The organism is Coleofasciculus sp. H7-1, from assembly GCF_057473865.1.
In genome coordinates, this window is record NZ_JBYCCT010000054.1 from 45,086 (window position 1) to 67,834 (window position 22,749).

A 22,749-nucleotide genomic window follows, 5' to 3' on the forward strand; every position below is an offset into this window, starting at 1 on the left:
ACTGACGTGACCGAACTTGCATCCGTAACGTATATCATAACAGCCTGTCAGCAGCCTATTAAAAAGCCCTGACTTGCTGCGGTTGAAAACATCCCCATGTCCCTAAAACTCAGCGATACTGCTCCTTTGGTGGGTAAAATTGCCAGCCGCAACGACAGCAAAGAGCTGAAAAATTCCGCAGCAAGCCATTGATATGCATTCAGCGCCGCAGATGAGCGATCAGCTCGGATGGTAACATTGAGAAGATTTATCTTAAGGTAAGACCTGAATCTCAAAAAGCGGAAATTCTTGCAGATTTAAAAATTTGAATTTGTAGAGGTGGATGAATAAGCAATTCTGGCATCCCCAGAACCATGCGGAGTCAGCCATTGGGGAAACCCTACTTTTGCAAAGGTTTAAATTTTATCTGTCATCGGAGAACTTCCCGCTCAAAAATTGACTCTAAAAGTAAAAGTTCCTTCCTGCGTTGAAGTAAAGCTTCTTTTGTCTATGCGTCAGTCATGGCGATTTATACAAACAGTGCTAGGGATTATTTTCCGCCATCCCATCATTGGCACAACTATCATCCCGATTTTGCCGGATGGTCGAATTGTGTTCATTCGACGCACAGATACGGGTGAATGGGGTTTTCCTGGCGGCATTGTCGATTGGGGTGAAGACATTCCGACATCAGCGCGGCGGGAGTTGGCGGAAGAAACCGGACTGGAGTTAGTAAAAATTCGCCGGTTAGTGGGAGTTTACTCTTCCCCAGACCGCGATCCCAGAATTCATTCGATTTGTGTAGCGTTAGAAGCAGAAGTGCAGGGAGAAATGCAGGTTCGGGATACGCTGGAAATTATGGAAGTAAAAGCTTTCTCTGTGACATCATTGCCTCAAGGGAAACTCTGCCATGACCACGACCAGCAGTTGCAGGACTACTTGAACGGCTTGACAACCCTCGCATGAGCAGGATTTTCGATTTTGGATGCGTGAATCCATCGTCAATCTAAAATCTAAAATCTAAAATCTAAAATCTAGGATGACTCTACCGTTACGCAATTCTCGAATTAAGCTGTCCCAAGGACAAATCTTCTGGCGAGAAGTCGGTCAAGGGCCAGTTTTGGTTTTTTTACATGGATCGGCTCACGATAGCAGTCAATGGCTACCTGTCATCGATTGTTTGAGTCAAGATTACCACTGCTTTGCCCCAGATTTACTTGGCTTTGGGGACTCAGAACGCCCAGATGTCCACTACTCGATTGAGTTAGAGGTGGAATGTCTCGCTGAGTTGTTAGAAGCGTTAAACCAGCGGGAAGTTTATTTAATTGGTCACTCGCTGGGAGGATGGATTGCGGCAAGCTTCGCGCTGAAATATTTGGAACAGGTGCGCGGATTAGTGCTGTCAGCTCCAATTGGAGTAGAAGCTGAGGGATTAAGAACAGAGCGATCGCGCCCATCTCTATTTAAACGCTTGTCTAAGATGGTATCCTCCTGGTGGCGATCGCTCATAGATGCGCTCAATCGTGTCTCTAACAATCGCCTGTTTCCTCGCCAGCGCACTGGGCAAAAGACGCGGCGACAAGAACAGTCGGTGCAGTTTCCCACCACCGACAAGCTATTATTTCAACGCCGTCGCGCCGAAATTCAAGCAGAATTATTGAAGGAAAGACTGGAGTGGCTGAAAGTCCCCGTTTTAATTTTGCAAGGCGAGCGAGACAGTCGTTCTAGAATTGCCGAAAGTCAAGCCTACGCCGACTTAACTCCATCAGCTCAGTTGGAAATTATTAGCTATGGGGGAAACGATTTACCCGAAGCGCTGCCAGATGTCGTGGCTCAGTATATTCGAGGTTTCGTTAGTAAGCAGTAGGGGCGCATAGGCTGTGCGCTTTTACTGGAGTTAATAAAAGAACCTCACCCCCAACCCCTCTCCGCTTGCGGAGAGGGGAGCCGGAGCTGGAGCTGAAGACGGGGTGAGGTTTCTCTTGATTGTGAATAATTAAGCGGATTTGAGCTTAGTAGCTTTACGAATGGCTAAGAACTAATGACGACTGACCGCATTCCCATAAAAATCAGATTGGGGTCGCTAATTATCTGAGTTGCTATTTCAGGAAACTGGGTTTGCAGGTAGGAAAGTAAAATAGTGCGATCGCCTCCCGTCAAAATCACCCGACTGCCTGGAAATTCTTGCCACCAAGCCTGGATAAAGTCTCTAATTCCAGCCACGACAGTGTAGATAACGCCACTCTGAATCGCCTCCGCTGTATTTACAGCAAAACGCGGCGGCATTTCTTGGGGTAATTCTATGGGTGGCAGGGCAGCAGTTCTTTGAGTTAGAGATTGTAGCTGTAACCTTAACCCAGGCAAAATCGCCCCACCCACCAGCCTTTTATTGACATCTGCACCCGTAAATGTTAATGCGGTTCCGGCGTCAATTACCAAAGAAGGCAAACCCCAGACTTCGCCAGCACCTAACACCGTTAAAGCCCGGTCAATTCCCAGCGTCGGATAAAGTTTCTCCAGCGGCAATTGGTCTAAAGTAATGTTGCGAACATTAGGATAACTTTGCCAAAGTGCCGTTTGCTCCGGAACCACCGAAGCCAGATAAATAGGTAGCTGACTGGGTGGTGACATTATTTCCGCTGGTAAGTCACCAGCCGTCAAACCCTGCGCCAGCTCCTTGACAGATGCTTCCGTAAGATATTGAGTATCCCAGGCTTTGTGAAGCGTCTCTCCTTCAAAGTACGCCCAGTGCAGCCGCGAATTTCCAATCATCAAACCTAGCCAATTCATCGTCCTCAGTGCCTCTGCGGGTTCGACACTTTTAGAACTCTTAACTCACTCATAGGTTTTTTAATAAATCTTTACAAGGTACTCGTGGCAGAATGAAAGAAGAAAAAATACCTAAATGGGTTGCAACAGAAGGAGACCAGAGATGGTAGCGCTCACCGACCGAACCCAAAAACGCCTCACAATGCAGACAGGCGAAATCGCCCCTGACACCACAGCGATTCGCTCGCTTGACTGGGATCGCGATCGCTTCGACATTGAATTTGGACTGCAAAACGGCACCACCTATAATTCCTTCATCATTCGGGGTGAGCAGACGGCTTTAGTGGATACCTCCCACGAAAAGTTTCGCCAGCTATATCTGGATGCATTACATGGACTCATTGACCCAAAAGAAATTAATTACCTGATTATCAGCCACACCGAGCCAGACCACAGCGGATTAGTCAAAGACATCTTGAAACTGGCTCCTCAGGTAACGGTAGTCGGGTCAAAAGTCGCAATCCAGTTTATCGAAGATTTTGTGCATCAGCCGTTTGAGCGGCGAATTATCAAAAATGGCGACAAGTTGGATTTAGGCAACGGACACGAATTGGAATTCGTGATTGCCCCCAACTTGCACTGGCCCGACACCATTTTCACATTCGACCACAAAACCCAAATCCTGTATACCTGCGATGCCTTTGGCTTGCACTATTGCTCAGATAGCACCTTTGACGAAGATTTAGCCGCCATCGAAGCCGATTATCGCTTTTACTACGAATGCCTGATGGCTCCCAATGCCCGTTCCGTGCTATCTGCACTGAAGCGGATGGGAGAACTGCCGGAAGTACACACCATCGCCACCGGACACGGCCCTCTGCTGCGCCACAACGTCGTGGAACTGACGGGACGTTATCGGCAGTGGAGTCAAGCTCAAACCAAGGGAGAGACGACAGTAGCGGTATTTTACGTCTCCGATTATGGATATAGCGATCGCCTTTCCCAATCCCTCGCCAAAGGTATCACCAAAACTGGCGTCGCCGTCGAGACACTCGACCTGAAATCCGCCGATCCCCAGGAAGTGCAAGAATTAGTGGGGCGTTCATCTGGCTTAGTCATTGCCACACCCCCAGCCGCCTCTGCCACCGCCCAAACTGCGATTGGCACCGTTTTAGCCGCTGCCAAGGAAAAACAAGCGGTTGGCATTCTGGAGTCCTACGGAGGAGATGATGAACCCGTCGATCCGCTGGTGAGTAAATTTAGAGAGTTAGGGCTGACAGTAGCATTTCCAGCGATTCGGATTAAAGACACGCCAGGAGAAGCCATCTATCAGCTGTGTGAAGAAGCCGGAACTGACTTGGGACAATTGCTCACCCGCGATCGCAACATCAAACAGATTAAGTCCCTTGATGCCGACTTAGAAAAAGCACTGGGACGGATCAGCGGTGGACTATACATCATTACCGCCAAAAAAGGCGAAGTCAAAGGTGCCATGTTAGCCTCCTGGGTGGCACAAGCCAGCTTCCAACCCCTAGGATTCACAATAGCCGTAGCGAAAGACCGGGCAATTGAGTCCATGATGCAAGTAGGCGATCGCTTCATCCTCAACGTCTTAGAAGAGGGAAATTATCAACATTTGATGCGGCACTTTTTAAAACGATTCCCCCCTGGCGCGGATCGATTTGCCGGAGTCAAAATTCAGCCAGCGGAGAACGGTTTCCCCATTCTGACGGAAGCTGTCGCTTATATGGAATGCGAAGTTGCAAGTCGCATGGAATGCAGCGATCATTGGATAGTTTACAGCACTGTTCAAGCGGGTCGTGTCTCCAAACCCGACGCGCTCACAGCTGTTCACCATCGTAAGATCGGAAATTATTATTAGGATTTGGTTCGCGCCAAGACGCCAAGGCGCAAAGAAAATAAAGGTTAATTACTTCTTGGCGTCTTGGCGGGAAGAAACAAAATTGCTCTTAGTCCCAATCCGTGACCTATGAAAGTCTTTAAACCCCGCGATGTTCAGGTTCTCCCGATTGGTGCAGATACAACTGTGTTGCGATCGCGCACTTGGGACAGGCTTAAGTTTGAAATCGAATATGCTCTACAAAGGGGCACAACCGCTAATTCTTATGTGATTCAAGCGGATAAAACAGCGCTCATCGATCCGCCAGGAGAATCATTTACAGACATTTTTATCTCCGCTTTACAGCAGCGGTTTGACCTAGAAAAACTGGATTATGTAATTTTAGGGCACGTCAATCCTAACCGAGTTTTTACGCTGAATGCTTTACTAAAACTGGCTCCTCAAATTACTTTTGTTTGCTCAAATCCAGGGTCAATCCTGCTGCGAAATCTTTTTGAAAGTACTTTCCCAGACACTTTACAAGAACACAATCTGCAAATTGCTGTGATGCGGGGGGAAGAAACTTTCGATTTAGGCAAAGGTCATTACTTACAATTTATCCCCACTCCCAGTCCCCGTTGGCCTGACGCCCTTTGTACCCACGACTCCCTAACCGAAATTTTGTATACCGATAAGCTTTTCGGGGCGCACGTCTGCGGCGATCAGGTGTTAGATGAAGGGTGGACGGTGTTTAGCGAAGATCGGCGCTACTATTACGATTGTCTGATGGCTCCTCACGCTCGGCAAGTAGAAACAGCGCTGGATAAACTGACACAGGAGTTGCCAGCTAGGCTCTATGCTACGGGTCATGGGCCGTTGGTGCGCTACAGTCTGATCCCGCTGACTCAAGCTTATCGGCAATGGAACCAGCAGCAAAGGGCAACTGAAACGAGCGTGGCGCTGCTCTATGCTTCAGCTTATGGGAATACGGCGACCTTGGCGCAAGCGATCGCTAGTGGCATTACCAAAGCGGGGGTTGCTGTCGAATCGATTAACTGCGAATTTGCCGAACCCTCTGAAATTCAAGAAGCTGTAGAAAAATCAGATGGGTTTATCATGGGTTCTCCTACCCTCGGTGGTCATGCTCCCACGCCGATTCAAACTGCACTGGGTATTGTCCTATCCAACGCTAGCAAAGGCAAGCTGGCGGGTGTTTTTGGTTCTTATGGCTGGAGTGGGGAAGCGATTGATTTACTAGAAGGCAAGTTAAAAGATGCTGGATATCGCTTTGGCTTCGACCCGATTCGGGTCAAATTTAAACCCACCGAGGTGACGCTGAAATATTGCGAAGAAGCCGGGACAGACTTCGCCCAAACATTGAAAAAAGCTAAGAAAGCCAAAGTTGCCCGACAACAGTTAGGAGTGCAACCCATTTCGCCCTCGCAATCTGCCAAGATCGAACAAGCGGTAGGGCATCTGGTTGGCTCTCTTTCCGTCGTAACAACGAAACAAGGCGAACTCAGCGGGGCGATGTTGGCTTCTTGGGTGTCTCAGGCAACTTTTAATCCCCCCGGTTTAACTATTGCTGTCGCCAAAGATCGAGCGATTGAATCGCTGATGCATTCTGGCGAAAAATTTGTTTTAAATATTCTGGGAGAAGGTAAGCACATCGGCTTGATGAAGCATTTTCTTAAACCTTTTGGCCCCGCTGAAGACCGATTTGCCGATGTCGCTACGCAAGACGCCCAAAATGGTTGTCCGATTCTCACCGACGCCCTAGCTTATCTGGAATGCATTGTCCGCAACCGGATGGAATGTGGCGATCACTGGTTGGTCTACGCTGTGGTGGAAAATGGCAAGGTGTTACAGCAAGAAGGCGTCACCGCTGTGCATCACCGAAAATCGGGTAGCCATTATTAAATAACGCCATCTGCAACTTTTAACTAACCTGCAACCCACTAACTCTCAAGCCAATAACCCGCAACCTTCAACTTTCTTTGCCCAAATCCAAATTAGCGACACAGGCATTGGCATTAGCCCCGACTTTCTGCCCTATGCATTTGACCGCTTTCGTCCTAGTTAAGGCGCTTTTCCAGATATTGACCGATCATTTGCTGTTCTCCGGCGCGGGAGATGATCGTTTGCCGGGTGCGGTAGCTTCGACCAATCAGTTTTAATTCTTCTTCAAATGAAGAGTCTCTGTACTCTGTCCGCAAGCACAAAGTTTTGGGATTGGAGAAATAATACTCGGCTGTGACTGGTTTGGGAGTGGCAAAGCCGCGATCGCGATATAGTATGGTTCCTAATGCGCCAAACAGTGTCGAACCCTTGGACTCTTTGCGCCCCGTTACTGAATTTGTGCTGTTCCACTCTACATAAGAACCACAAATTAGCGCTGCTGGATCTTCCAATTTGTGTAACTCTGCCAAATGCACCAATTCGGAGCTTCCCTGTTCCAGAAACCGGACGGTAATCAGACTAACCATCTCCTTGGTTTCTCCATCCGGCAGCGTATAGTAGCGTCTTTCAGAGCGCCATTTGCCCTCTGATTCCTGAAAAAACGCTGCAATTAAGGATTCCTCATCTGTTTGGGCAAGTTGTCTTAGTGATGTCACCAGTACCAGTCCTCATACGAAGTGAAATAGAGTTCTTGCAAGCGTCAATTTTTGCTAGGTAGCTATGGGACTTATCACCCTTTTATTTGACATTTATGCAAGCAATCTGATAAACGGTTATGCAAGTCGCTTTTTCTCGTGACACCCGATCTGGGTACAGTTGAGCGTCACTCGATCTGGTCAGCTATCTCGTACTTGGCTGGCGTACCACCCCAGGCAGAGTAGTAAGGCTGCCAAAACGCAAGACACTGTTAACAATCTTAATAATAGATAATAGCTAAAAATACTTACTATCGGCTCTGTCATCCGGAAGAATCTCAAAACCCTCTATACCCTAAGGGCACGAGGAAAGGAGGAAAATTTCTTTTCTCCCCCAGATTTTCTAGAGCGTCGGTACAGCCATCCTGAAAGAACCCCTCCCCAGCCCTCCCCGTTGCGGGGAGGGCTGGGGAGGGAGCCGGAAAACTCAGGACTTACGCAAAGTTTATACATATAGCGCTTTGTAGGGGCAATCCCCCTGTGGTTGCGGTGGCAGATGTGGTGATATTTGCGTAAGTCCTGATCCTGAAAGAACCCCTCCCCAGCCCTCCCCGCAACGGAGAGGGAGCCGGAAAGGTTTTATTTTCCCCTTTCACAGAGAGGCTTTTGGGGGATTCTACAGATTTGCGGGCAAGCAAATTGATGAGTGTACCGATGTTCTAGACATCAGCGATTGTTGACATTTCCCTCAGATGTCGCCCACTGGACAATCGCTTGCGTTAAGCCGTCTAAAGTGTATTCTGGGGCTTCTACATCCACTCGCCCCAGCAGAGAAAGACAGGTTTTAGAAGTTTGGGGGCCAATTGAGGCGATACAGACACCTTGTAGGGGCAATTTATCGATTTCGCCGACTAATTGACCAAAAAATTGCACGGTTTTAGAACTTGCAAAAGTAATAACATCCACTGCCTGTCGCTGGAGGGCGTCTAAAGCTGCGGGTGCGATCGCTTCCGCACACCGAGATTGATAAGCCGCCACTTCTGCCACTTCTGCACCCTGGGCGGTTAATTCCTTCACCAAGACTTCTCTTCCACCCGTTTCTACTCTGGGAAACAGAATTTTTTTGCCTGTCAACGGTTCTGGAAAGTATTCAACCAAAGAATCTGCAACAAACTCTGGGGGAATAAAATCGGGTTGTAAGCCTTGCTGCTTGAGACTTTGGGCGGTTTTCTTGCCGACAACAGCAATTTTGACACCAGATAAGGCACGGGCATCTTGATTTTGCGCTTCCAGCCGTTGAAAAAAGTAATCAACACCGTTGGTGGAAGTGAGAACTAACCAGTCGAAATCGGATAAGTGCGCGATCGCATTATCCAATTCTTCCCAACTGGAAGCAGGGCCAATTTCCAGCGTCGGCATCTCAATCACCGTTGCGCCTTCTTCTTGGAGGCGCAAGCAAAACTCACCCGATTGTCCAGATGCGCGTGTCACCAGGATAGTTTTCCCAGCTAGCGGTTGGGAAGAGTTTTGAGTAGTTAGGGACGAGGTTTTCTGAGAACTGTGGCTTCCCATAGGTATGTCTGATAAACTCACCCGTGCTGAGTTTTGGGTTGAAGATTCTGATGATTGTACGGGCAGATTTAGGCGTCGATCTGATTTTTCTGGCGACATTTTAGCTAAACCAGCCTCGACGACTGGTGCATCTGGCGATCGCAAGTATTCTCTCAAACCGACGACTTCCCCGATGGCAATGACGGTGGGAGAGAGAGATTCGCCCCTAGTTTGCTCAACGATAGTGCCCAGCGTAGCTGTCCAGACTTGTTGTTGAGGCGTTCCCGCCCAACGAATCGCGGCGACGGGAGTAGAAAGCGATCGCCCATATCGATGCAACTGATAGACAATTTCATCGAGATTGCGCCCACCCATCAAGATTACCAGCGTTTCCATCCGCGCCAGCGCCTCCCAGTCCAAAACATCCGGTTCATGGGCAGTAATCACCGTGAAACCTCGGCTCATCACCGGATCTGTCAGCGGAATCCCCGCTAGCAAAGGTGCTGCCAACGCTGAAGAAATCCCCGGTACGACTTCAAAAGCACACCCAGCGGCAATTAATGCCTGAATTTCGGAAGTAGAACGCCCAAAAATAAACGGATCGCCACTTTTTAGCCGCACGACTCGCTTTCTCTGCTGACAGTGTTCTACCAGCAGTTGGTTAATTTCAGCTTGCGGTGTGCTGGGTTGTCCACCGCGTTTGCCCACATCCAACTTCAAGCAACTGTCTGGCACCAACTCCAACAACTGGGCATCCACGAGGGCGTCGTAGACTAACACCTGTGCCTCAACGAGCAGATGTTGTGCCCTGACGGTGAGGTAAGCAACATTTCCGGGTCCCGCCCCCACCAGATATACTTTTCCGGTACGCTCAGTCATTATTTGGCTGTAATCAAAGGAATTTGCAGCTTATTTCGGGCTATCCATTTCCTGGATGAGTTGATCGAGTTGTTGTTGCTCGGTTGTGCCCGCTTTATATAAGTTTCTAGCTTTTTGAAGGACTGCGATCGCTTCCTCGATTTTGTCTTGTTTCATCAGAGTGTCTCCCAACCTCAAATAAGCATCGACATTTTTGGGCGATCGCTCAATCAATTCCCGGAATATGGGCGTAGCTTCGTCAATCTTATCTTGCGCCATCAGAGCATTTCCCAACAGCAATCGAGCCATGTCATTGGTGCGGTGTCGCACAATCACTTGGCGAAAAGCTGCCTCTGCACCTGCATAGTCTTTTTGTTTATAAAGTGTCACCCCTTTCTTAAAAAAGTTTGAAGCGATGAATGTCTTCCCCAGGAAAAAACCTAGGAGTGTTAGACTAATCCCGACTACAGCCGCAGCCAGAAAATAAGCTTGTTGAGATGTTTCCGTTTCCACCATTGGTAGCCCTCCGGCACTTCTAGCAGCCCTATTTTGCTTAAGCTTACCTTGACGAGGGTTTTAACATTTCTTAGGCTAAAAGACAGGCAGCGGGGAAAATCAGATATTCTAAGAAAAACAGTTTCCAAATGAATTGGTAAAAAGATGCGATCGCGCTCTGATCCTGCAAATCTACACTCCGGCTGCGCCACCACAGCAACAAGAGTGCGAATACATGAGTAACGATCGCAAATGTGGAATTAACCGCACTTAGCGATAACACCCCAGCCACAATCATGCCCAGGTAACAGACCATAATCACCCAAAGAGAGAGATTAAAGACGGCTGGCTTGCCGAGTTGAATCGTAAACGTGTTGATGTTGTACTGCTTATCGCCCTCCATGTCGGGGATGTCTTTAAAAATAGCGATCGCAAACGTAAACACCAACACAAAAATAGTCAGCGCCCAGACTGATGTCGGAATCACTTGACTTTTTTGCAATACCCAATTGAAGTGCAAAAACAGTCCTAAATTGACAATAACTCCGCGCACGGTGAAAATGCACAGCGCCGCCCAAAATGGAAATCGCTTTAACCGAATCGGCGGCAGAGAATAGGCAGTGCCAATTGCTAAACTAATACCCACCGTGAACAGTAAAAATCGTCCCAGGAGAAGTGCCAACAGCAGCGCCACACTTCCACTAATGGCGACAATAATTTGAGCTTGCGCCCTAGAAAATTCACCGGCAGCAATAGGCAAATGGGGCTTGTTAATTTTGTCAATTTCCACATCTTCGAGCTGATTTAGCCCGACAATGTAGACATTTCCGCCCAGACAGGCAATCCAAGCACCCAAAAACTGCCCGACACTCGCGCTGGTAACGCCCGTGGAGGCTGTCGCCAGCGCGATCGCGTACAACGCCATCACACTCAGGCTGGTGCCAATAATCGTATGGGGGCGGGAGAACTTCCATAAGGAGTAAAGCCAGGAACCATTGCGAGGCGCTGGGTGGGACTCAGAAGGACTGGTTTTGGGAAGGGAAGACTTTTCAGGAGAAATCTGGCTCATGCGTGCCTGAATGAATACTCAGGCTTGATTTTAAGCAATTTTTGTTCCCAAACGTTATTTCTTAGTCGCACAGAGCAATCCGAATCGAATCAATCCTTGCTCATAGCCCCGGCTCATTAATCCGAGTGAAAGCGCCGCTTGAATCGTTGTCCAGCCAGAGAAAAGCAAACCCAGAACGGCTTTGGGATCGAGAGTCGAATCAATCACGATATCCCAAAATGGTGCGACAGCTGTTGACCAATCTGCCGTGCGAATATTCTCAAAGGATTTGCCAGCCAGCGTTTCATATTCTGGCAACGAAATCACATAAGGTAAAGCATATACACGGTAAATTTCCGCCAGATGTTTCCGCTCATCATCACTCAGCTGCCCATCTGCTCCCCCGACAGGACGATGACACCACGTTGCCATGAGAAAAGTTCCCCCCGGCTTCAGCACCCGGTAGCACTCCTGCAAGAACTTCTGTTTATTTGGCATATGTTCGCCACTTTCGAGCGACCATACAAAGTCAAAGGAATCGTCAGCAAAGGGCATATTCAGGGCGTCTGCCACCTGAAACGAAGTGCGATCGCTCAATCCGGCCACTGCTGCCCGTTCTTTGGCTCTAGCCGCCTGGACGGGACTCAGTGTGATTCCCGTTGCCGATGCGTTAAATTTTTGCGCCAAGTAAAGAGAACTGCCGCCAATCCCGCAGCCGACATCGAGGATATTTGCGGGGGCGGTCAAACCTTCCCCTACCGGCACCTCAGCCCACTTGAGCAATTCTTCAATTAAGTCAATCTGCGCTTGCCGCCGGTCTTTTTTCAGAGTGCCATCAGCGCCATAGTATCCGTGGTGCATATGTTCGCCCCAAATCTGTTCCCACAGACCAGAGGAAGCGTCGTAGAACTGCTGAATTTGTTGATAAAGAGTTGAAGTCATGAAATTTTCAGGCGGTGTTGCTGAAAATTAGCCTACCAGAACTCGGAAAGCAGTAAGCTCTAAAAAGACTTTTTCAGATAGACCGCTAGACCATGACTGTTGCCAGAACCATTTGCCTGGGATTTCTTGCCGTCATCACGTTGGGAGCGATTTTATTGATGCTGCCGTTTTCAATCGGTGACGGCAGTTGGAGCAATCCGGTAATCGCGCTATTTACTTCCACGTCTGCCGTCTGCGTGACTGGTTTATCCGTGGTCGATGTGGGGAAATTTTATTCATTTTGGGGGCAATTGTTCATTGTCTTGCTGGTTCAGGTAGGCGGATTGGGCTACATGACAGCGACGACGTGCCTGTTGCTGTTGCTAGGGCGCAAGTTTGGACTGCGAGAGAAAATCGCCATTCAACAATCGCTCGACAAGCCAGGATTAGCCGGTGTGGTGGAATTGGTGCGCTCAATCATTGCCACTACGCTGATTATTGAAATAACTGGGATCTTTTTACTGATGCTGGTGTTTGTACCCGACTATGGATTCGATCGCGGTCTTTGGCTATCGATTTTTCATAGTGTGAATTCTTTTAACAATGCAGGTTTTGGCTTGTTTTCAGATAATTTAATGCAATATGTGCGATCGCCTTTGCTCAACCTGATTGTCACCGCCTTGATTATTTTGGGTGGGATTGGCTATGAAGTGATTATGGAAATGTATTTATGGACGCGCGATCGCTTCTTTAAAAGTCAAGCTCGTGTCGTCTTTTCTCTCAATTTTAAGATTGCTACCACTACTACTCTCTTTTTACTCATCCTGGGAACAATTCTCTTTTTGTTTACAGAATTCAACAATCCACAAACCTTTGGCACACTTAATTTCCCCCAGAAGCTCATGGCGGCTTGGTTTCAATCGGTAACACCTCGAACGGCTGGTTTTAATACCATTGACATTGGGAAAATGACCGAAGCTTCTCTTTTTATTACCATTGCATTAATGTTTATTGGGACTAATCCTGGCAGTACTGGCGGCGGAATTAAAACCACGACGACAAGGGTTTTACTCAGTTCTACTTTCTCGGCATTACAAGGTAAGGAAGAAGTTATTGCTTATCAACGCCAAATCCCGAAGGCGCTAATTGTGAAAGCAACTGGGGTGGCGGTTGGTTCGCTTCTGGTGGTCATTAGTTCCACCACTTTAATTGCGCTGAGCGATCCACAGTTGGAGTTTATCCAAATCTTGTTTGAGGTTGTTTCAGCATTCGCCACTGTGGGACTTTCTACTGGCATTACAGCGAGTATTTCCACGTTTGCCAAACTGGTATTGATTGCCACCATGTACATGGGTCGGGTGGGAGTGTTGCTACTGATGTCAGCGATTCTCGGAAATCCCAGTCCCAGCGTTATCCGCTATCCGGAGGAGAATTTGTTGGTAGGATAGCGATCGCGTCCCCGATGCTTGATAAGCTATAACCTGAGTAACCTTTAGCTTTTTGTCAGTTGTTCGTGACAGAATGGCAGCTTGTCGATTAAAAGGTTAAAAGTTAAAAAGTTGGTTTATACTTGCAACTGTTTTTGACTAATGTTCCCTAACTCAATGAGTCAGTTCGGAGTTTATCCGTGAACTTATCATCTTTAAACTTTTTTCGCAGTCTCAGCACTAATAACAAGAATCAATTTGCAGTCGTTGGGTTAGGTCGCTTTGGTCGTGGCGTCTGCTCGACTCTACACTATCTAGGCTACGAAGTGCTGGGCATTGACGCCGACGAAAAGAGAGTCGCCCAAGTCTTGACCGATCAAATTGCCGCTCATGCCTTGCAGTTGGATTCAACAGAACCCGCTGCTCTTAAAGAGGGAGGAATTTTTGATTTTGATACGGTGATTGTAGCGATTGGGAATTATCTGGAAGCTAGCGTGGTGACAACCCTAAATCTGAAGGAAGGCGGGGTGGCTCATGTGGTGGCAAAGGCATCCTCAGAAATTCATATGAAACTTCTGACAAAAGTCGGGGCAGATCATGTGGTATTTCCAGAGCATGAAATGGGCTGTACTTTAGCGCGATCGCTGACTAAACCAGCTATTTTAGATCGGTTCGATCTGGACGTTGATAACAGTATTGTAGAAATTATTATTCCAGACGACTTTCACGGCAAAACTATCTCAGAACTGCAACTTCGCAGCCGCTATGGTTTGAATCTGCTAGCGGTCAGTCACGATGGCAAGTTTGAAATTAATCCCAATCCCAACCATCGACTCTATAAGGGGGCAGCAATGGTTGTGATTGGCTCCAACAAAGACATTAATCGCCTACCCATTTAGAAAATTAAAAATTAAAAATTAAAAAATTATCTCTTTAATTTTTAATTTTTAATTTTTAATTCAAGAAGCGCCTAGCTGCTGTAGAAACTGGTTAATCTGGTCAATTTTGTCTACATTCCCCTGCTGATTGAATAGCGTTTTAGCTTGAACAAGAAAGGGGAGCGCTTCCTCGCGTCGTCCAGTTTGTTGCAGCGTTACTCCTAAGTTAAAAAATGCATCTGCCAGACTGGAATTGATGACAATCGCTTCCTGGTAATTAGCGATCGCTTCCGCCAACAGACCTTGCCGTTGCAGAGCCACGCCCAGATTATATAGAGTCACGGCATCATTTGGGTTGAGGCGCTTGGCTTCCCTCAATGCCGCAGCTGCATCTTTTGCCTGGTTCTCCTTTAACAGCATTGCCCCCAATTGTTGATAAGCTTCGCCATCATTGGGATTGAGACGCACCGCCTGCTTGAATCGATTGGCTGCCGCTTTGTAGTTGCCTTGCTGGACAAAAATCAGACCCATCTGGTATTGAGCGGCTGCCAAGTTAGGATTCTCAGAAGCCGCTGCATTCAGGGCGTTAATCGCTTGTTTCGGCTGATTTTGTTGAGCGTAAAGTAACCCCAGTTGATATTGAGCATCGGCAAGAGCCGGATCAACTTCAACTGCTTTTTGAAACTGAGCTATCGCAGCTTCATTTTGATTTTGGTTGACTAACAGCAGTCCCAGATTATAGTAAGCTGCTGCATATTTGGGGTCATTCACAATCGCTTGCTGATAGGCAGCGATCGCTTCCTGTGTCTGACCTTTTGCCTCCAACGCCAAGCCCACATTATAGTGAGCATCTGCCAACTTGGGATTAAAACTTAGCGCCCGTTCATACGCAGTCAGTGCGGCATCTGGTTGCCCTTGCTTATATAAAGCAACTCCCAAATTGTAGTAAGCCTCTCCCAAATTGGGATCGAGACGAAGCGCTTGCAGGTACTCATTCGTTGCCTTATCAAGCTGTCCTTGCTCGGCTAGAGAATTCCCCAACAGATAATAAGCCATCGCAATGCTGGAATCAAACTCAAGCGCTTTGCGAAGAGCTAGCTCTGCCCCCCGATAGTCTCCGCGATTATACCGCGTCACCCCTTGTTGGAAGTAAGTAGCTGCCTCAAAATCTTGAGTGTATAGACCTTCGACCATCTGCTTAGTTTGTACGGGCGACTCAAAAGAGGTTGTCTTTTGTCGCCCATACCGCGATTCACCAGCAAAGGCAGTACCGGCAGTCGTCACAAGACCGATCAAAGCAGCCGCAAGGAGATAAATTCGTTTGTGGTTTTTAACCATATCTAGAACCCCGCACCACTCGCTATTTAGGAAAAAGGTAATTGGGAAAAAGGTAATGAGTTGTCAGTTGCAATTTACCACTGACCAGTGATGATTGACCATTCCTCATTACCTTAACTTGTCCCATCGTCATCCGATTGTGGCTTCCGGCAAAATTAGCATCGCATCCCCAAAAGAATAGAAGCGATACCGATGCTTTGTCGCCACTTGGTACAGTTCCAGCAACCGCTGACGCCCGACTAAAGCACCCACCAACATCAGCAAACTCGAACGGGGTAAGTGGAAATTTGTAATTAGCCCGTTCACCACCCGCCACTGATAGCCGGGATAAATAAATAACTCTGTCTTGCCCCTAAAGACGTGTAATTCCCCACTAGCAGCGGCTGACTCTAGCGATCGCACAACCGTTGTTCCCACGGCAATAATCCGACCCCCCCGCGCCTGGGTTTCCCGAATTTGTTCCACCGTAGACATGGGGACTTCTACCCACTCCCCGTGCATTTTGTGGGTGGTAATATCCTCCACTTCCACGGGGCGAAATGTCCCGACACCGACGTGCAGCGTCACCGAAGCCTGCTGAATGCCTCGTTCTTGCAAGCGCTGGAGTAACTCTGGGGTAAAGTGTAGCCCAGCGGTGGGAGCAGCGATCGCTCCTTGAGCCTGGGCATACACAGTTTGATACTGTTCCGCCTGAGATTGGGAATCTGTAATGTAAGGAGGTAGCGGCACTTGACCGTATTCCTCCAACAAATCTTCAAACCGATCCCCCGCTGGAACATCAAACTGCAACACCCGCCCCCCAGTCGCCTCATCCCTAGACAAAATCGTGGCACTGAATTGATTGGGAATTGGGGATGGGTGCAATTTTTCCTCAGTCCCTTTCTGTGGTTCAAACAATATCTGCGCCCCCGGTTGCAGACGCCGCCCCGGTTTCACCAAAGCCAGCCAGCAGTTGTTCTGCTGTTCCTCCAACAGCAACACCTCCACAGGGGCACCCGTAGATTTACGACCCCGGAGACGGGCTGGGATGACGCGAGTATTATTTAAAACCAGTAAATCTCCGGATTGGAGGAAGTCGGGTAAATCTCGAAAAATAGCGTGCGCCGCCTGGTGATTTGGGGAATCCACCACCAGCAAACGCGCACTATCCCTTGGCACAGATGGGTTTTGAGCAATCAGTTCTGCCGGGAGTTCATAGTCATAACTGGCTAATAACCGATCGATATCTATATCATCCCCGCTGGCTGCTTCAGCTTGAAACCGTGAAGGTTCTGGGCTGTCTACCTTTAATCTTCTTGCCCCACTAACGGCTTTTGAATCTCCAGACAGGGGATCGCTGATGTGACTGTCTTGATTAAATTCTGTCATCCCGTTAGTTCACTGATAAGGAATCGATCAATTTAACTTTGCAGATTGGGTAAAAACCCCCAGATAAGAACGGGGGCTTCTCCCCTATCGCAGACTATCTTACTCATGGAGAATTAGAGTTATAGAACCAGCACGACCTAGACACTAATAATTTCTCATGGAATACGTCTACTTTCTGGCGAATGCCAGCCTGACACTACGGGTGGTTGAGTATCTACACACAATGCCCCAGTTGCCCGTTCGTTTAATGACGGTGATTCATCAGATTGATGGCTGGGTGATCAAGGTCAAAATGAATAACCCTCTAAACCCGCAGCAAGATGGTGACTTCCGGGCGTTCATGAACGAACTGGGAATTCCCTACGAACCTGCCATTCGCCTCCAGATGGCGCTTTGGAGCCTGGAAACCGGACAGTCCCCCATTGATGTGATGCGTCGCTACCAAGTCGCTGTGGTTTCTCATGGTAGTCCCGATCGGAGCGATATTGAAGCATTCCGCCAACAGTTCACAAAAGGGCTGGGATATTGCCCGGAAACTCTAGCTTAATTAACTTAACGGCTCATCGAAAGCCGACTGAATGTAGTCTTGTAGACTCAACTGATATTCTCCTACGGCTAAATTTCTAGGTTCCGGTGAAGAAACCAAGGGAGCTGGTTCGGGTAGCAAAACAGTATTGGTTTTAGGACGCTGGCATCTGACCAAAGCGACATCAAATCGGCAAGGAAGATTTACTAAATCTGGACGCTCTGCTAAAAAAATCTCTGCTGTGCGCCAGAGTTTAGCTTGCTTTTGCGGTGTAATCGCCAGCATTCCATCCGCATCCCAATTTCCCCGACTGCGAGTTTTGACCTCGACAAATATTAAACAAGAGGACAGGGTAATGGGGCAATGGGTAACGGGTAATGGGTAATGCTGTCTTCCTGTCTCCCTGTCTCCCCCTCCCTTGACTTCATCTGGGCGTTTTCGCGCAATTATATCAATTTCTCCCCAGCGGCAACGCCACCGGCGCTCAAGAATTTCCCAGGCTTGGGAAAGCAACCATTCAGCAACTAGGTCTTCTCCTAAAACACCGATATTGGGATAATGAGATAGACGACGGTTTTCCATTAAATGGAACCAGCATGAAGTGTAGGCTAGATAATCGAATTTCGACAATTTTACTTGGTTTATTGCTTGTGGCGATCGCAATTGCATCTTTTGGCGCGATCGCATCTCCTGCCTGGGCGAACGACTACAACAAAGAATTTTTAATTGGTGCAGACTTCTCAGGCAAAGTGCTAACCGACTCCAGTTTTACTAAAGCCAATCTCCGCAATAGTAACCTGAGTCATACGAATTTGCGGGGTGTCAGTTTCTTTGGGGCTAATTTGGAAAGCGTTAATTTAGAAGGAGCCGATCTCAGAAACGCAACTCTGGACACAGCTCGCTTGACCAAAGCTAACTTAACGAACGCGATTTTGTCAGGGGCGTTTGCCTTTAACACTAAGTTTGAAGGTGCGATTATTGATGGAGCCGATTTTACAGATGTGCTGCTTCGTCAGGATGTGCAACAACAGTTGTGTAAAATAGCGTCTGGTACCAATCCCACGACTGGACGAGAAACCCGCGAAACTTTGTTTTGTCCATAATCCTTTTCGATCGTTCTGGGGAGAAAACATCAACTGGGTTTTTGAAAACACGAACCCCGTCTATGTTTGCAGTTGTATTTTTTCACTGAGCATTTTTCACTTAGCGTTCAAGACCAATCCTCTCCGGGATACGGCATTGCCGTGTCCCGGAGAGGATTATCTATGTAACAAAAGTGATAAAAAAGGCTAATTAACCGTACTGTTCAGAGTGGGTGCATCAGCGATTGGATTAGCGATCGCAGATTGGCGCAGGCGATCGCCGTAAAGAGCCAGTGCATTGCCGCTAAGCAACAGTTCTAGATGCTCCCGGTCATAATCGGCAACAGTCGCCGCATCCTTGACACAGTCATGCAGTACGCCATCCCAGTGACCATAGTCCCCAGAGAAACAAGCCAGACGTTTGCCAATTTCCCCCATCGCAATGTGAAGATAAGAAGGACCTGGATCGTCTGATTCAAAAGAGGTAAAGATTTGACCCCGCTCGAAGTATTCCAAGGGATCTCGATGGCGGAGATCGTAATGTTCATAAAGGCTTTCATCCTCAATCTGAGCCGGGTCATGCTGAGCATTCCACAGCAGATCGAAGAGGTTTTTTGCCTGACTAATCAGGTTGATATTGTTGTGGGTGCCTCTTTCCTGAATCATCAGCTTGGTGAATTCCATCAGGGAAGGACGATAGGGATGTTTGGGGTCAAAGTCACGGATGCGTTTTTCCCAATGCTCGTGGAAAGCATGGGCAAGATCCGGCACCCAACCACAACCGCCTTCTAAAAAGCCAACCCGCAGGGAGGGGAATTGCTCAAACGCGCCATCAAAAACCATCCTCGCTAAAGCCAATTGTTGCTGGTTTCGCTGCACAAAAATGTGCGTCAGGACAAAGGTTTCCACATGATCGGCAAGACCCCCTACCATGTAAGATCCCGGACCCCCGTGAATGCCGAGACCAATGTCCAAATCGGCTGCTGCTTGCAGGATAGGACGGAAGTCTGGATGGCTAATCGCTTTACAGGTGCGGATATCAGGGAAAGCTTGAGGCGCTTTGGGATGGGGGATGGGTAGGTTTGGGGCAACGGCGACGCTAATCATGCCCAGTTCGTTGATGCAGCGGTGCATTTCAGCAACAGCGGCACCTACATCCTGTAGAGGCAATACACCAATGGGTTTGAGCCGGTTATCGTAACCCCGGCAGTCATCGGCAATGTAGTTGTTGTAGGCACGGCACAGAGCGATCGCAAAGTCCTTATCTAATAAGCTAGAAAAGACTAAGTTGAGCGTGCCGTAAATTACCTGGACATCAATGCCTTCTCGATCCATGTGTTCAATCCGCACTCGATTGAACATTGCCCCCAAAGTTGTATCTGGATGCAGGTTGCGAAAGCCGCCTTTCCCCAGTCCCTGAGGCTGCGGGAACATCCGCATAAAGTCGTTTTTACCCGTAGCCGGATTAAAGTCTACGATTCTCGCCCGTTGGTCGCCAAGACTATCAATCGCTAAACCGATGCGATCGCGATACTCTGGCTCTAGATAATCCCGCATCACCAAAGGATTTTCTATCTTATGGGCATCTGCATCAATTACCAGTAGACCTTGATACATGAACACTCCTTAATAATTTGCACAATCGTCACCTGCGAATAAATTCCAGGTTTTAAGGGCGTCGGAGAGAAGCCTGCCCCGATGAAGACGCAATGTTTTTAATGGAAGACCCGCCTTTAGGCTGAAATTTAATTCAACGCTTTCTGCTTGCGATTCAAGTACGTCCAAACTTGGCGCAGACCAAACCAGTTTTCAAAAGACCACATGAGGGAAACTAGGATGGTAATTCCGGGGTACTTGACAAAAGCGGGGTCATTCTTCTCGAAGACAGCATGACCGCCCAAGGCGAAAACTTGGGTTAGGACTAAGCACACGAGCGTCAACCGCCAATCATAAAACAGCAAGACCACAGCAGCGATCGCCAGCACGTTAGTCAAGTGGTGCAGAAACTGGTTGATGGGATGCTGATGACTCGCCACAAAGTGGGCTTTAGCCTCCTGAAAGTAGCTCAAAGTAATTCTCCTGCGGTGAAACCCGAATTCGTCAAACTCAAAGCGTTGTAGGAACGATATCACTAAGTCCCTTGCCAAAGCCAGAGAAATTGCAAATTTTTTTAGGTTGCTTCCACCCAGTTTGGACAATTTACCCCTAGGATAGCAGCTAGGACGAATGTCGCTGACTTCAGCCCTAAACTAAAGTTTCGGCTAAAAGCTCGCAACCCGTTTAAACGGGTTCAACGGCTTACAGTAAGCTTTAGCTTACTTTAGCTTCTCGCTGTGAAATTTATTTCCCGGCTCCTTGTCTCAGTTCCATTCCAGCTAGGACACTCCTACCGCCACCGGAGTTGCAAATAACCCCGTGATTGACTCAGTTCCTCTTCGCCCAGCCATTCTACAGGCTTGTAAGTGCCAAAAACCCGATCCCACCAATCCACCGCCAAACCAAAGTTGTGATGCCACATTCCATATTTGTGATGCACATAGTGAACCGGCATCTTCATCCAGAAGCACTTGGTTGGGTTTTCGTGCTGTAGCTGATGGGCATAGGCTGAAAATGCGGCATAGAATAAGCCACCGAGGAACCAACCGATTCCCGCCTCCCACGAGTAGAAAAACATCAGGCACATTACCACCAAACTGCCCCTAACATAGTCTCGAAACTCCCACAACACCCCCTGTCCTTCGTTGCGACGGTGATGATCTCGGTGACGTTCGCCAATCCGAGGCGAAACGTGCATCAAGCGATGTAGCCAATATTCCACTAAACTTGCCAAGACAAACGCCAGACTAAAACAAGCGATTCCTACAGAAAGCTTTGCTAATAAGGTCATAAACTCGCATTCCTCACACTTTTTCTGTATAGCAACGCACACCTGAAGCTTTTTTATCCGATTTGATTGACTAGGACGCTTACATCCTATGGGAAATCTTGCTAATTTTTTGTTTTCTGTTGCTGCTGCCTAGAGCGATCGCTAAGTTTAAAAAAGTATAGGGTAATGCAAATATAATTCCACAAACTGCACGCCATCGACTCCAAGAGAACACGGCTCGTGATGTAGGATATATCCTCCAGAAACGATTGACTGCACACACCATTTCATCGCCCAACCCGATTACGTCATGCCACCAACCGGCAGGAATATAAAGCGTTTCACCTTGCTCAAGAATTACTTCGCGTTTATGCTGGAGTGCCTGCTTGAATTTTGGCAATGATTTAAAGTCTGGGTTTTCCAGATCCACCTGACTAAACCAAGAACGCAATTTTAAGCCGTGGCGCAAATGAATATACACCGGAAATGGATAGAGATTGTATGTCTCTGAGGGTGGAAAAAACACTATTTTTTTGGCACCATGCAGTTGCATCAGCGTGCCGTCCACTGAGTCATAATGTAAACCTGAGCTATGACCTCCCGGAGCCACATAAATGTTCATTTCGCTGGCAGGCTTCGTTAAACCCAGCCGAGATCCAATTGTTTTTAAAGAGGGTGTATCAGCAAGCGGGGTATTTTTGAGGGGACATTTTCCTAAGTTAATGTCATTTTCATGAGCCTTATGGTTACGCAACATCTCTGCATATTCTGTAAATGGCATACTTTGCAGATTCACGCCACTGCCGATGCTTTTCCATTTGCGTTTTTCCTGCTTGTCCCTTTCCCGCCCCGGATTCCGGAAGATTAACTCTTGATTGCCAAATTTCTCACATAAATAGTCTAAATTCCAGTCACATTCACTTTCTAATAAGCCCGTAATGATAACTGGGGTTCCGTTTTTTTGATATTTTTCAAAAAATGTTTCTGGCGTTATCGATGATATGTCCACTCGTTCGATTGGATTGACCCGATTTTCCCATCCTAATTTTAGGTTACTTTCTGATTTAGTTTCCATTCCTATTTTCCCAACTATTCTGAGTCAATGATACTTAGATAATTGTACGCAAAAGGCTTGGGTTGTCAGCGCTCATTAGTCATCAACAAAAGACCAATGAGTCATGACAACTACCAAAGTTTAGCATTTAGTTT

General features: G+C 47.8%; 21 protein-coding genes. 8 read left to right on the forward strand and 13 right to left on the reverse strand.

Annotated elements, in window-relative coordinates; genetic code table 11:
* Positions 1-489: 489 nt before the first annotated feature.
* Positions 490-945, forward strand: a complete 456-nt coding sequence (locus AC2VDX_RS13625) for an NUDIX domain-containing protein (RefSeq protein WP_378181566.1) — start codon at positions 490-492, stop codon at positions 943-945.
* 73 nt (positions 946-1,018) lie between these two features.
* Complete coding sequence (locus tag AC2VDX_RS13630; RefSeq protein ID WP_378181563.1) at positions 1,019-1,846, forward strand: alpha/beta fold hydrolase; 828 nt, start codon at positions 1,019-1,021, stop codon at positions 1,844-1,846.
* 164 nt (positions 1,847-2,010) lie between these two features.
* Here the strand turns inward: AC2VDX_RS13630 and AC2VDX_RS13635 are convergent, their stop codons facing one another.
* Positions 2,011-2,769, reverse strand: a complete 759-nt coding sequence (locus AC2VDX_RS13635) for a pantothenate kinase (protein ID WP_378181560.1) — start codon at positions 2,767-2,769, stop codon at positions 2,011-2,013.
* Positions 2,770-2,911: 142 nt separating this feature from the next.
* On the opposite strand from AC2VDX_RS13635, the gene AC2VDX_RS13640 reads away from it, so the two are divergent.
* Entirely contained in the window at positions 2,912-4,630 is a 1,719-nt protein-coding gene (locus AC2VDX_RS13640; RefSeq protein ID WP_378181558.1) for a diflavin flavoprotein, read from the forward strand.
* Between the two features lie 108 nt (positions 4,631-4,738).
* On the forward strand, positions 4,739-6,508 hold the full coding sequence (locus AC2VDX_RS13645; protein WP_378181555.1) for a diflavin flavoprotein: 1,770 nt from the start codon (positions 4,739-4,741) through the stop codon (positions 6,506-6,508).
* 155 nt (positions 6,509-6,663) lie between these two features.
* On the opposite strand, the gene AC2VDX_RS13650 is transcribed toward AC2VDX_RS13645, so the two are convergent.
* The 5 genes from AC2VDX_RS13650 to AC2VDX_RS13670 form a co-directional block, all read right to left on the reverse strand.
* The gene (locus AC2VDX_RS13650; RefSeq protein WP_378181552.1) at positions 6,664-7,203 is read right to left on the reverse strand and encodes a phycobiliprotein lyase; all 540 of its coding nucleotides are present in this window, start codon (positions 7,201-7,203) and stop codon (positions 6,664-6,666) included.
* A 705-nt stretch (positions 7,204-7,908) separates the two neighbouring features.
* Positions 7,909-9,612 carry a uroporphyrinogen-III C-methyltransferase gene (gene cobA, locus AC2VDX_RS13655; protein WP_378181549.1) on the reverse strand — a complete coding sequence of 568 codons (1,704 nt, stop codon included), beginning with the start codon at positions 9,610-9,612 and terminating at the stop codon, positions 7,909-7,911.
* A 30-nt stretch (positions 9,613-9,642) separates the two neighbouring features.
* Positions 9,643-10,107: a tetratricopeptide repeat protein gene (locus AC2VDX_RS13660; RefSeq protein ID WP_378181546.1), complete on the reverse strand. Its 465-nt coding sequence runs from the start codon at positions 10,105-10,107 to the stop codon at positions 9,643-9,645.
* Positions 10,108-10,177: 70 nt separating this feature from the next.
* Positions 10,178-11,155, reverse strand: coding sequence for a homogentisate phytyltransferase (locus tag AC2VDX_RS13665; protein ID WP_378181543.1), 978 nt, complete (start codon positions 11,153-11,155; stop codon positions 10,178-10,180).
* A 54-nt stretch (positions 11,156-11,209) separates the two neighbouring features.
* Positions 11,210-12,076: a methyltransferase domain-containing protein gene (locus AC2VDX_RS13670; RefSeq protein WP_378181540.1), complete on the reverse strand. Its 867-nt coding sequence runs from the start codon at positions 12,074-12,076 to the stop codon at positions 11,210-11,212.
* A 92-nt stretch (positions 12,077-12,168) separates the two neighbouring features.
* Here AC2VDX_RS13670 and AC2VDX_RS13675 point away from each other — a divergent pair, with 92 nt between their 5' ends.
* Positions 12,169-13,503, forward strand: a complete 1,335-nt coding sequence (locus AC2VDX_RS13675; protein ID WP_378181537.1) for a TrkH family potassium uptake protein — start codon at positions 12,169-12,171, stop codon at positions 13,501-13,503.
* A 179-nt stretch (positions 13,504-13,682) separates the two neighbouring features.
* On the forward strand, positions 13,683-14,381 hold the full coding sequence (locus AC2VDX_RS13680) for a potassium channel family protein (RefSeq protein WP_378181534.1): 699 nt from the start codon (positions 13,683-13,685) through the stop codon (positions 14,379-14,381).
* Positions 14,382-14,441: 60 nt separating this feature from the next.
* Here the strand turns inward: AC2VDX_RS13680 and AC2VDX_RS13685 are convergent, their stop codons facing one another.
* The gene (locus tag AC2VDX_RS13685; protein ID WP_378181531.1) at positions 14,442-15,698 is read right to left on the reverse strand and encodes a tetratricopeptide repeat protein; all 1,257 of its coding nucleotides are present in this window, start codon (positions 15,696-15,698) and stop codon (positions 14,442-14,444) included.
* Between the two features lie 129 nt (positions 15,699-15,827).
* Complete coding sequence (gene queA, locus AC2VDX_RS13690) at positions 15,828-17,066, reverse strand: tRNA preQ1(34) S-adenosylmethionine ribosyltransferase-isomerase QueA (RefSeq protein ID WP_378181528.1); 1,239 nt, start codon at positions 17,064-17,066, stop codon at positions 15,828-15,830.
* Positions 17,067-17,223: 157 nt separating this feature from the next.
* Between queA and AC2VDX_RS13695 the strand changes: the two genes are divergently transcribed.
* A complete protein-coding gene (locus AC2VDX_RS13695; protein ID WP_378181525.1) occupies positions 17,224-17,613 on the forward strand; it encodes a hypothetical protein in 390 nt (129 codons plus the stop codon).
* Here the strand turns inward: AC2VDX_RS13695 and AC2VDX_RS13700 are convergent, their stop codons facing one another.
* Complete coding sequence (locus AC2VDX_RS13700; RefSeq protein WP_378181523.1) at positions 17,614-18,174, reverse strand: YraN family protein; 561 nt, start codon at positions 18,172-18,174, stop codon at positions 17,614-17,616. It abuts the gene before it with no gap.
* A gap of 14 nt (positions 18,175-18,188) precedes the next feature.
* Here AC2VDX_RS13700 and AC2VDX_RS13705 point away from each other — a divergent pair, with 14 nt between their 5' ends.
* A complete protein-coding gene (locus tag AC2VDX_RS13705) occupies positions 18,189-18,695 on the forward strand; it encodes a pentapeptide repeat-containing protein (RefSeq protein WP_378181520.1) in 507 nt (168 codons plus the stop codon).
* A gap of 186 nt (positions 18,696-18,881) precedes the next feature.
* On the opposite strand, the gene AC2VDX_RS13710 is transcribed toward AC2VDX_RS13705, so the two are convergent.
* The 4 genes from AC2VDX_RS13710 to AC2VDX_RS13725 all read right to left on the reverse strand — a co-directional run bounded on the left by AC2VDX_RS13710 (position 18,882) and on the right by AC2VDX_RS13725 (position 22,615).
* Entirely contained in the window at positions 18,882-20,291 is a 1,410-nt protein-coding gene (locus AC2VDX_RS13710; RefSeq protein WP_378181517.1) for an amidohydrolase family protein, read from the reverse strand.
* 128 nt (positions 20,292-20,419) lie between these two features.
* Positions 20,420-20,743, reverse strand: coding sequence for an Mpo1-like protein (locus AC2VDX_RS13715; RefSeq protein WP_378181515.1), 324 nt, complete (start codon positions 20,741-20,743; stop codon positions 20,420-20,422).
* 317 nt (positions 20,744-21,060) lie between these two features.
* On the reverse strand, positions 21,061-21,561 hold the full coding sequence (locus AC2VDX_RS13720) for a sterol desaturase family protein (RefSeq protein ID WP_378181512.1): 501 nt from the start codon (positions 21,559-21,561) through the stop codon (positions 21,061-21,063).
* 79 nt (positions 21,562-21,640) lie between these two features.
* On the reverse strand, positions 21,641-22,615 hold the full coding sequence (locus AC2VDX_RS13725; protein WP_378181509.1) for a cupin-like domain-containing protein: 975 nt from the start codon (positions 22,613-22,615) through the stop codon (positions 21,641-21,643).
* Between the last annotated feature and the right edge of the window lie 134 nt (positions 22,616-22,749).

Bases quoted from the DNA above. Each gene is read 5' to 3' on its own strand.
- AC2VDX_RS13700 (WP_378181523.1), bottom strand. From the start codon at position 18,174: ATGGAAAACCGTCGTCTATCTCATTATCCCAATATCGGTGTTTTAGGA.
- cobA (WP_378181549.1), bottom strand. From the start codon at position 9,612: ATGACTGAGCGTACCGGAAAAGTATATCTGGTGGGGGCGGGACCCGGA.
- AC2VDX_RS13685 (WP_378181531.1), bottom strand. From the start codon at position 15,698: ATGGTTAAAAACCACAAACGAATTTATCTCCTTGCGGCTGCTTTGATC.
- AC2VDX_RS13725 (WP_378181509.1), bottom strand. From the start codon at position 22,615: ATGGAAACTAAATCAGAAAGTAACCTAAAATTAGGATGGGAAAATCGG.
- AC2VDX_RS13670 (WP_378181540.1), bottom strand. From the start codon at position 12,076: ATGACTTCAACTCTTTATCAACAAATTCAGCAGTTCTACGACGCTTCC.
- AC2VDX_RS13635 (WP_378181560.1), bottom strand. From the start codon at position 2,769: ATGAATTGGCTAGGTTTGATGATTGGAAATTCGCGGCTGCACTGGGCG.
- AC2VDX_RS13710 (WP_378181517.1), bottom strand. From the start codon at position 20,291: ATGTATCAAGGTCTACTGGTAATTGATGCAGATGCCCATAAGATAGAA.
- queA (WP_378181528.1), bottom strand. From the start codon at position 17,066: ATGACAGAATTTAATCAAGACAGTCACATCAGCGATCCCCTGTCTGGA.
- AC2VDX_RS13705 (WP_378181520.1), top strand. From the start codon at position 18,189: ATGAAGTGTAGGCTAGATAATCGAATTTCGACAATTTTACTTGGTTTA.
- AC2VDX_RS13640 (WP_378181558.1), top strand. From the start codon at position 2,912: ATGGTAGCGCTCACCGACCGAACCCAAAAACGCCTCACAATGCAGACA.
- AC2VDX_RS13695 (WP_378181525.1), top strand. From the start codon at position 17,224: ATGGAATACGTCTACTTTCTGGCGAATGCCAGCCTGACACTACGGGTG.
- AC2VDX_RS13665 (WP_378181543.1), bottom strand. From the start codon at position 11,155: ATGAGCCAGATTTCTCCTGAAAAGTCTTCCCTTCCCAAAACCAGTCCT.
- AC2VDX_RS13675 (WP_378181537.1), top strand. From the start codon at position 12,169: ATGACTGTTGCCAGAACCATTTGCCTGGGATTTCTTGCCGTCATCACG.
- AC2VDX_RS13720 (WP_378181512.1), bottom strand. From the start codon at position 21,561: ATGACCTTATTAGCAAAGCTTTCTGTAGGAATCGCTTGTTTTAGTCTG.
- AC2VDX_RS13625 (WP_378181566.1), top strand. From the start codon at position 490: ATGCGTCAGTCATGGCGATTTATACAAACAGTGCTAGGGATTATTTTC.
- AC2VDX_RS13630 (WP_378181563.1), top strand. From the start codon at position 1,019: ATGACTCTACCGTTACGCAATTCTCGAATTAAGCTGTCCCAAGGACAA.
- AC2VDX_RS13645 (WP_378181555.1), top strand. From the start codon at position 4,739: ATGAAAGTCTTTAAACCCCGCGATGTTCAGGTTCTCCCGATTGGTGCA.
- AC2VDX_RS13660 (WP_378181546.1), bottom strand. From the start codon at position 10,107: ATGGTGGAAACGGAAACATCTCAACAAGCTTATTTTCTGGCTGCGGCT.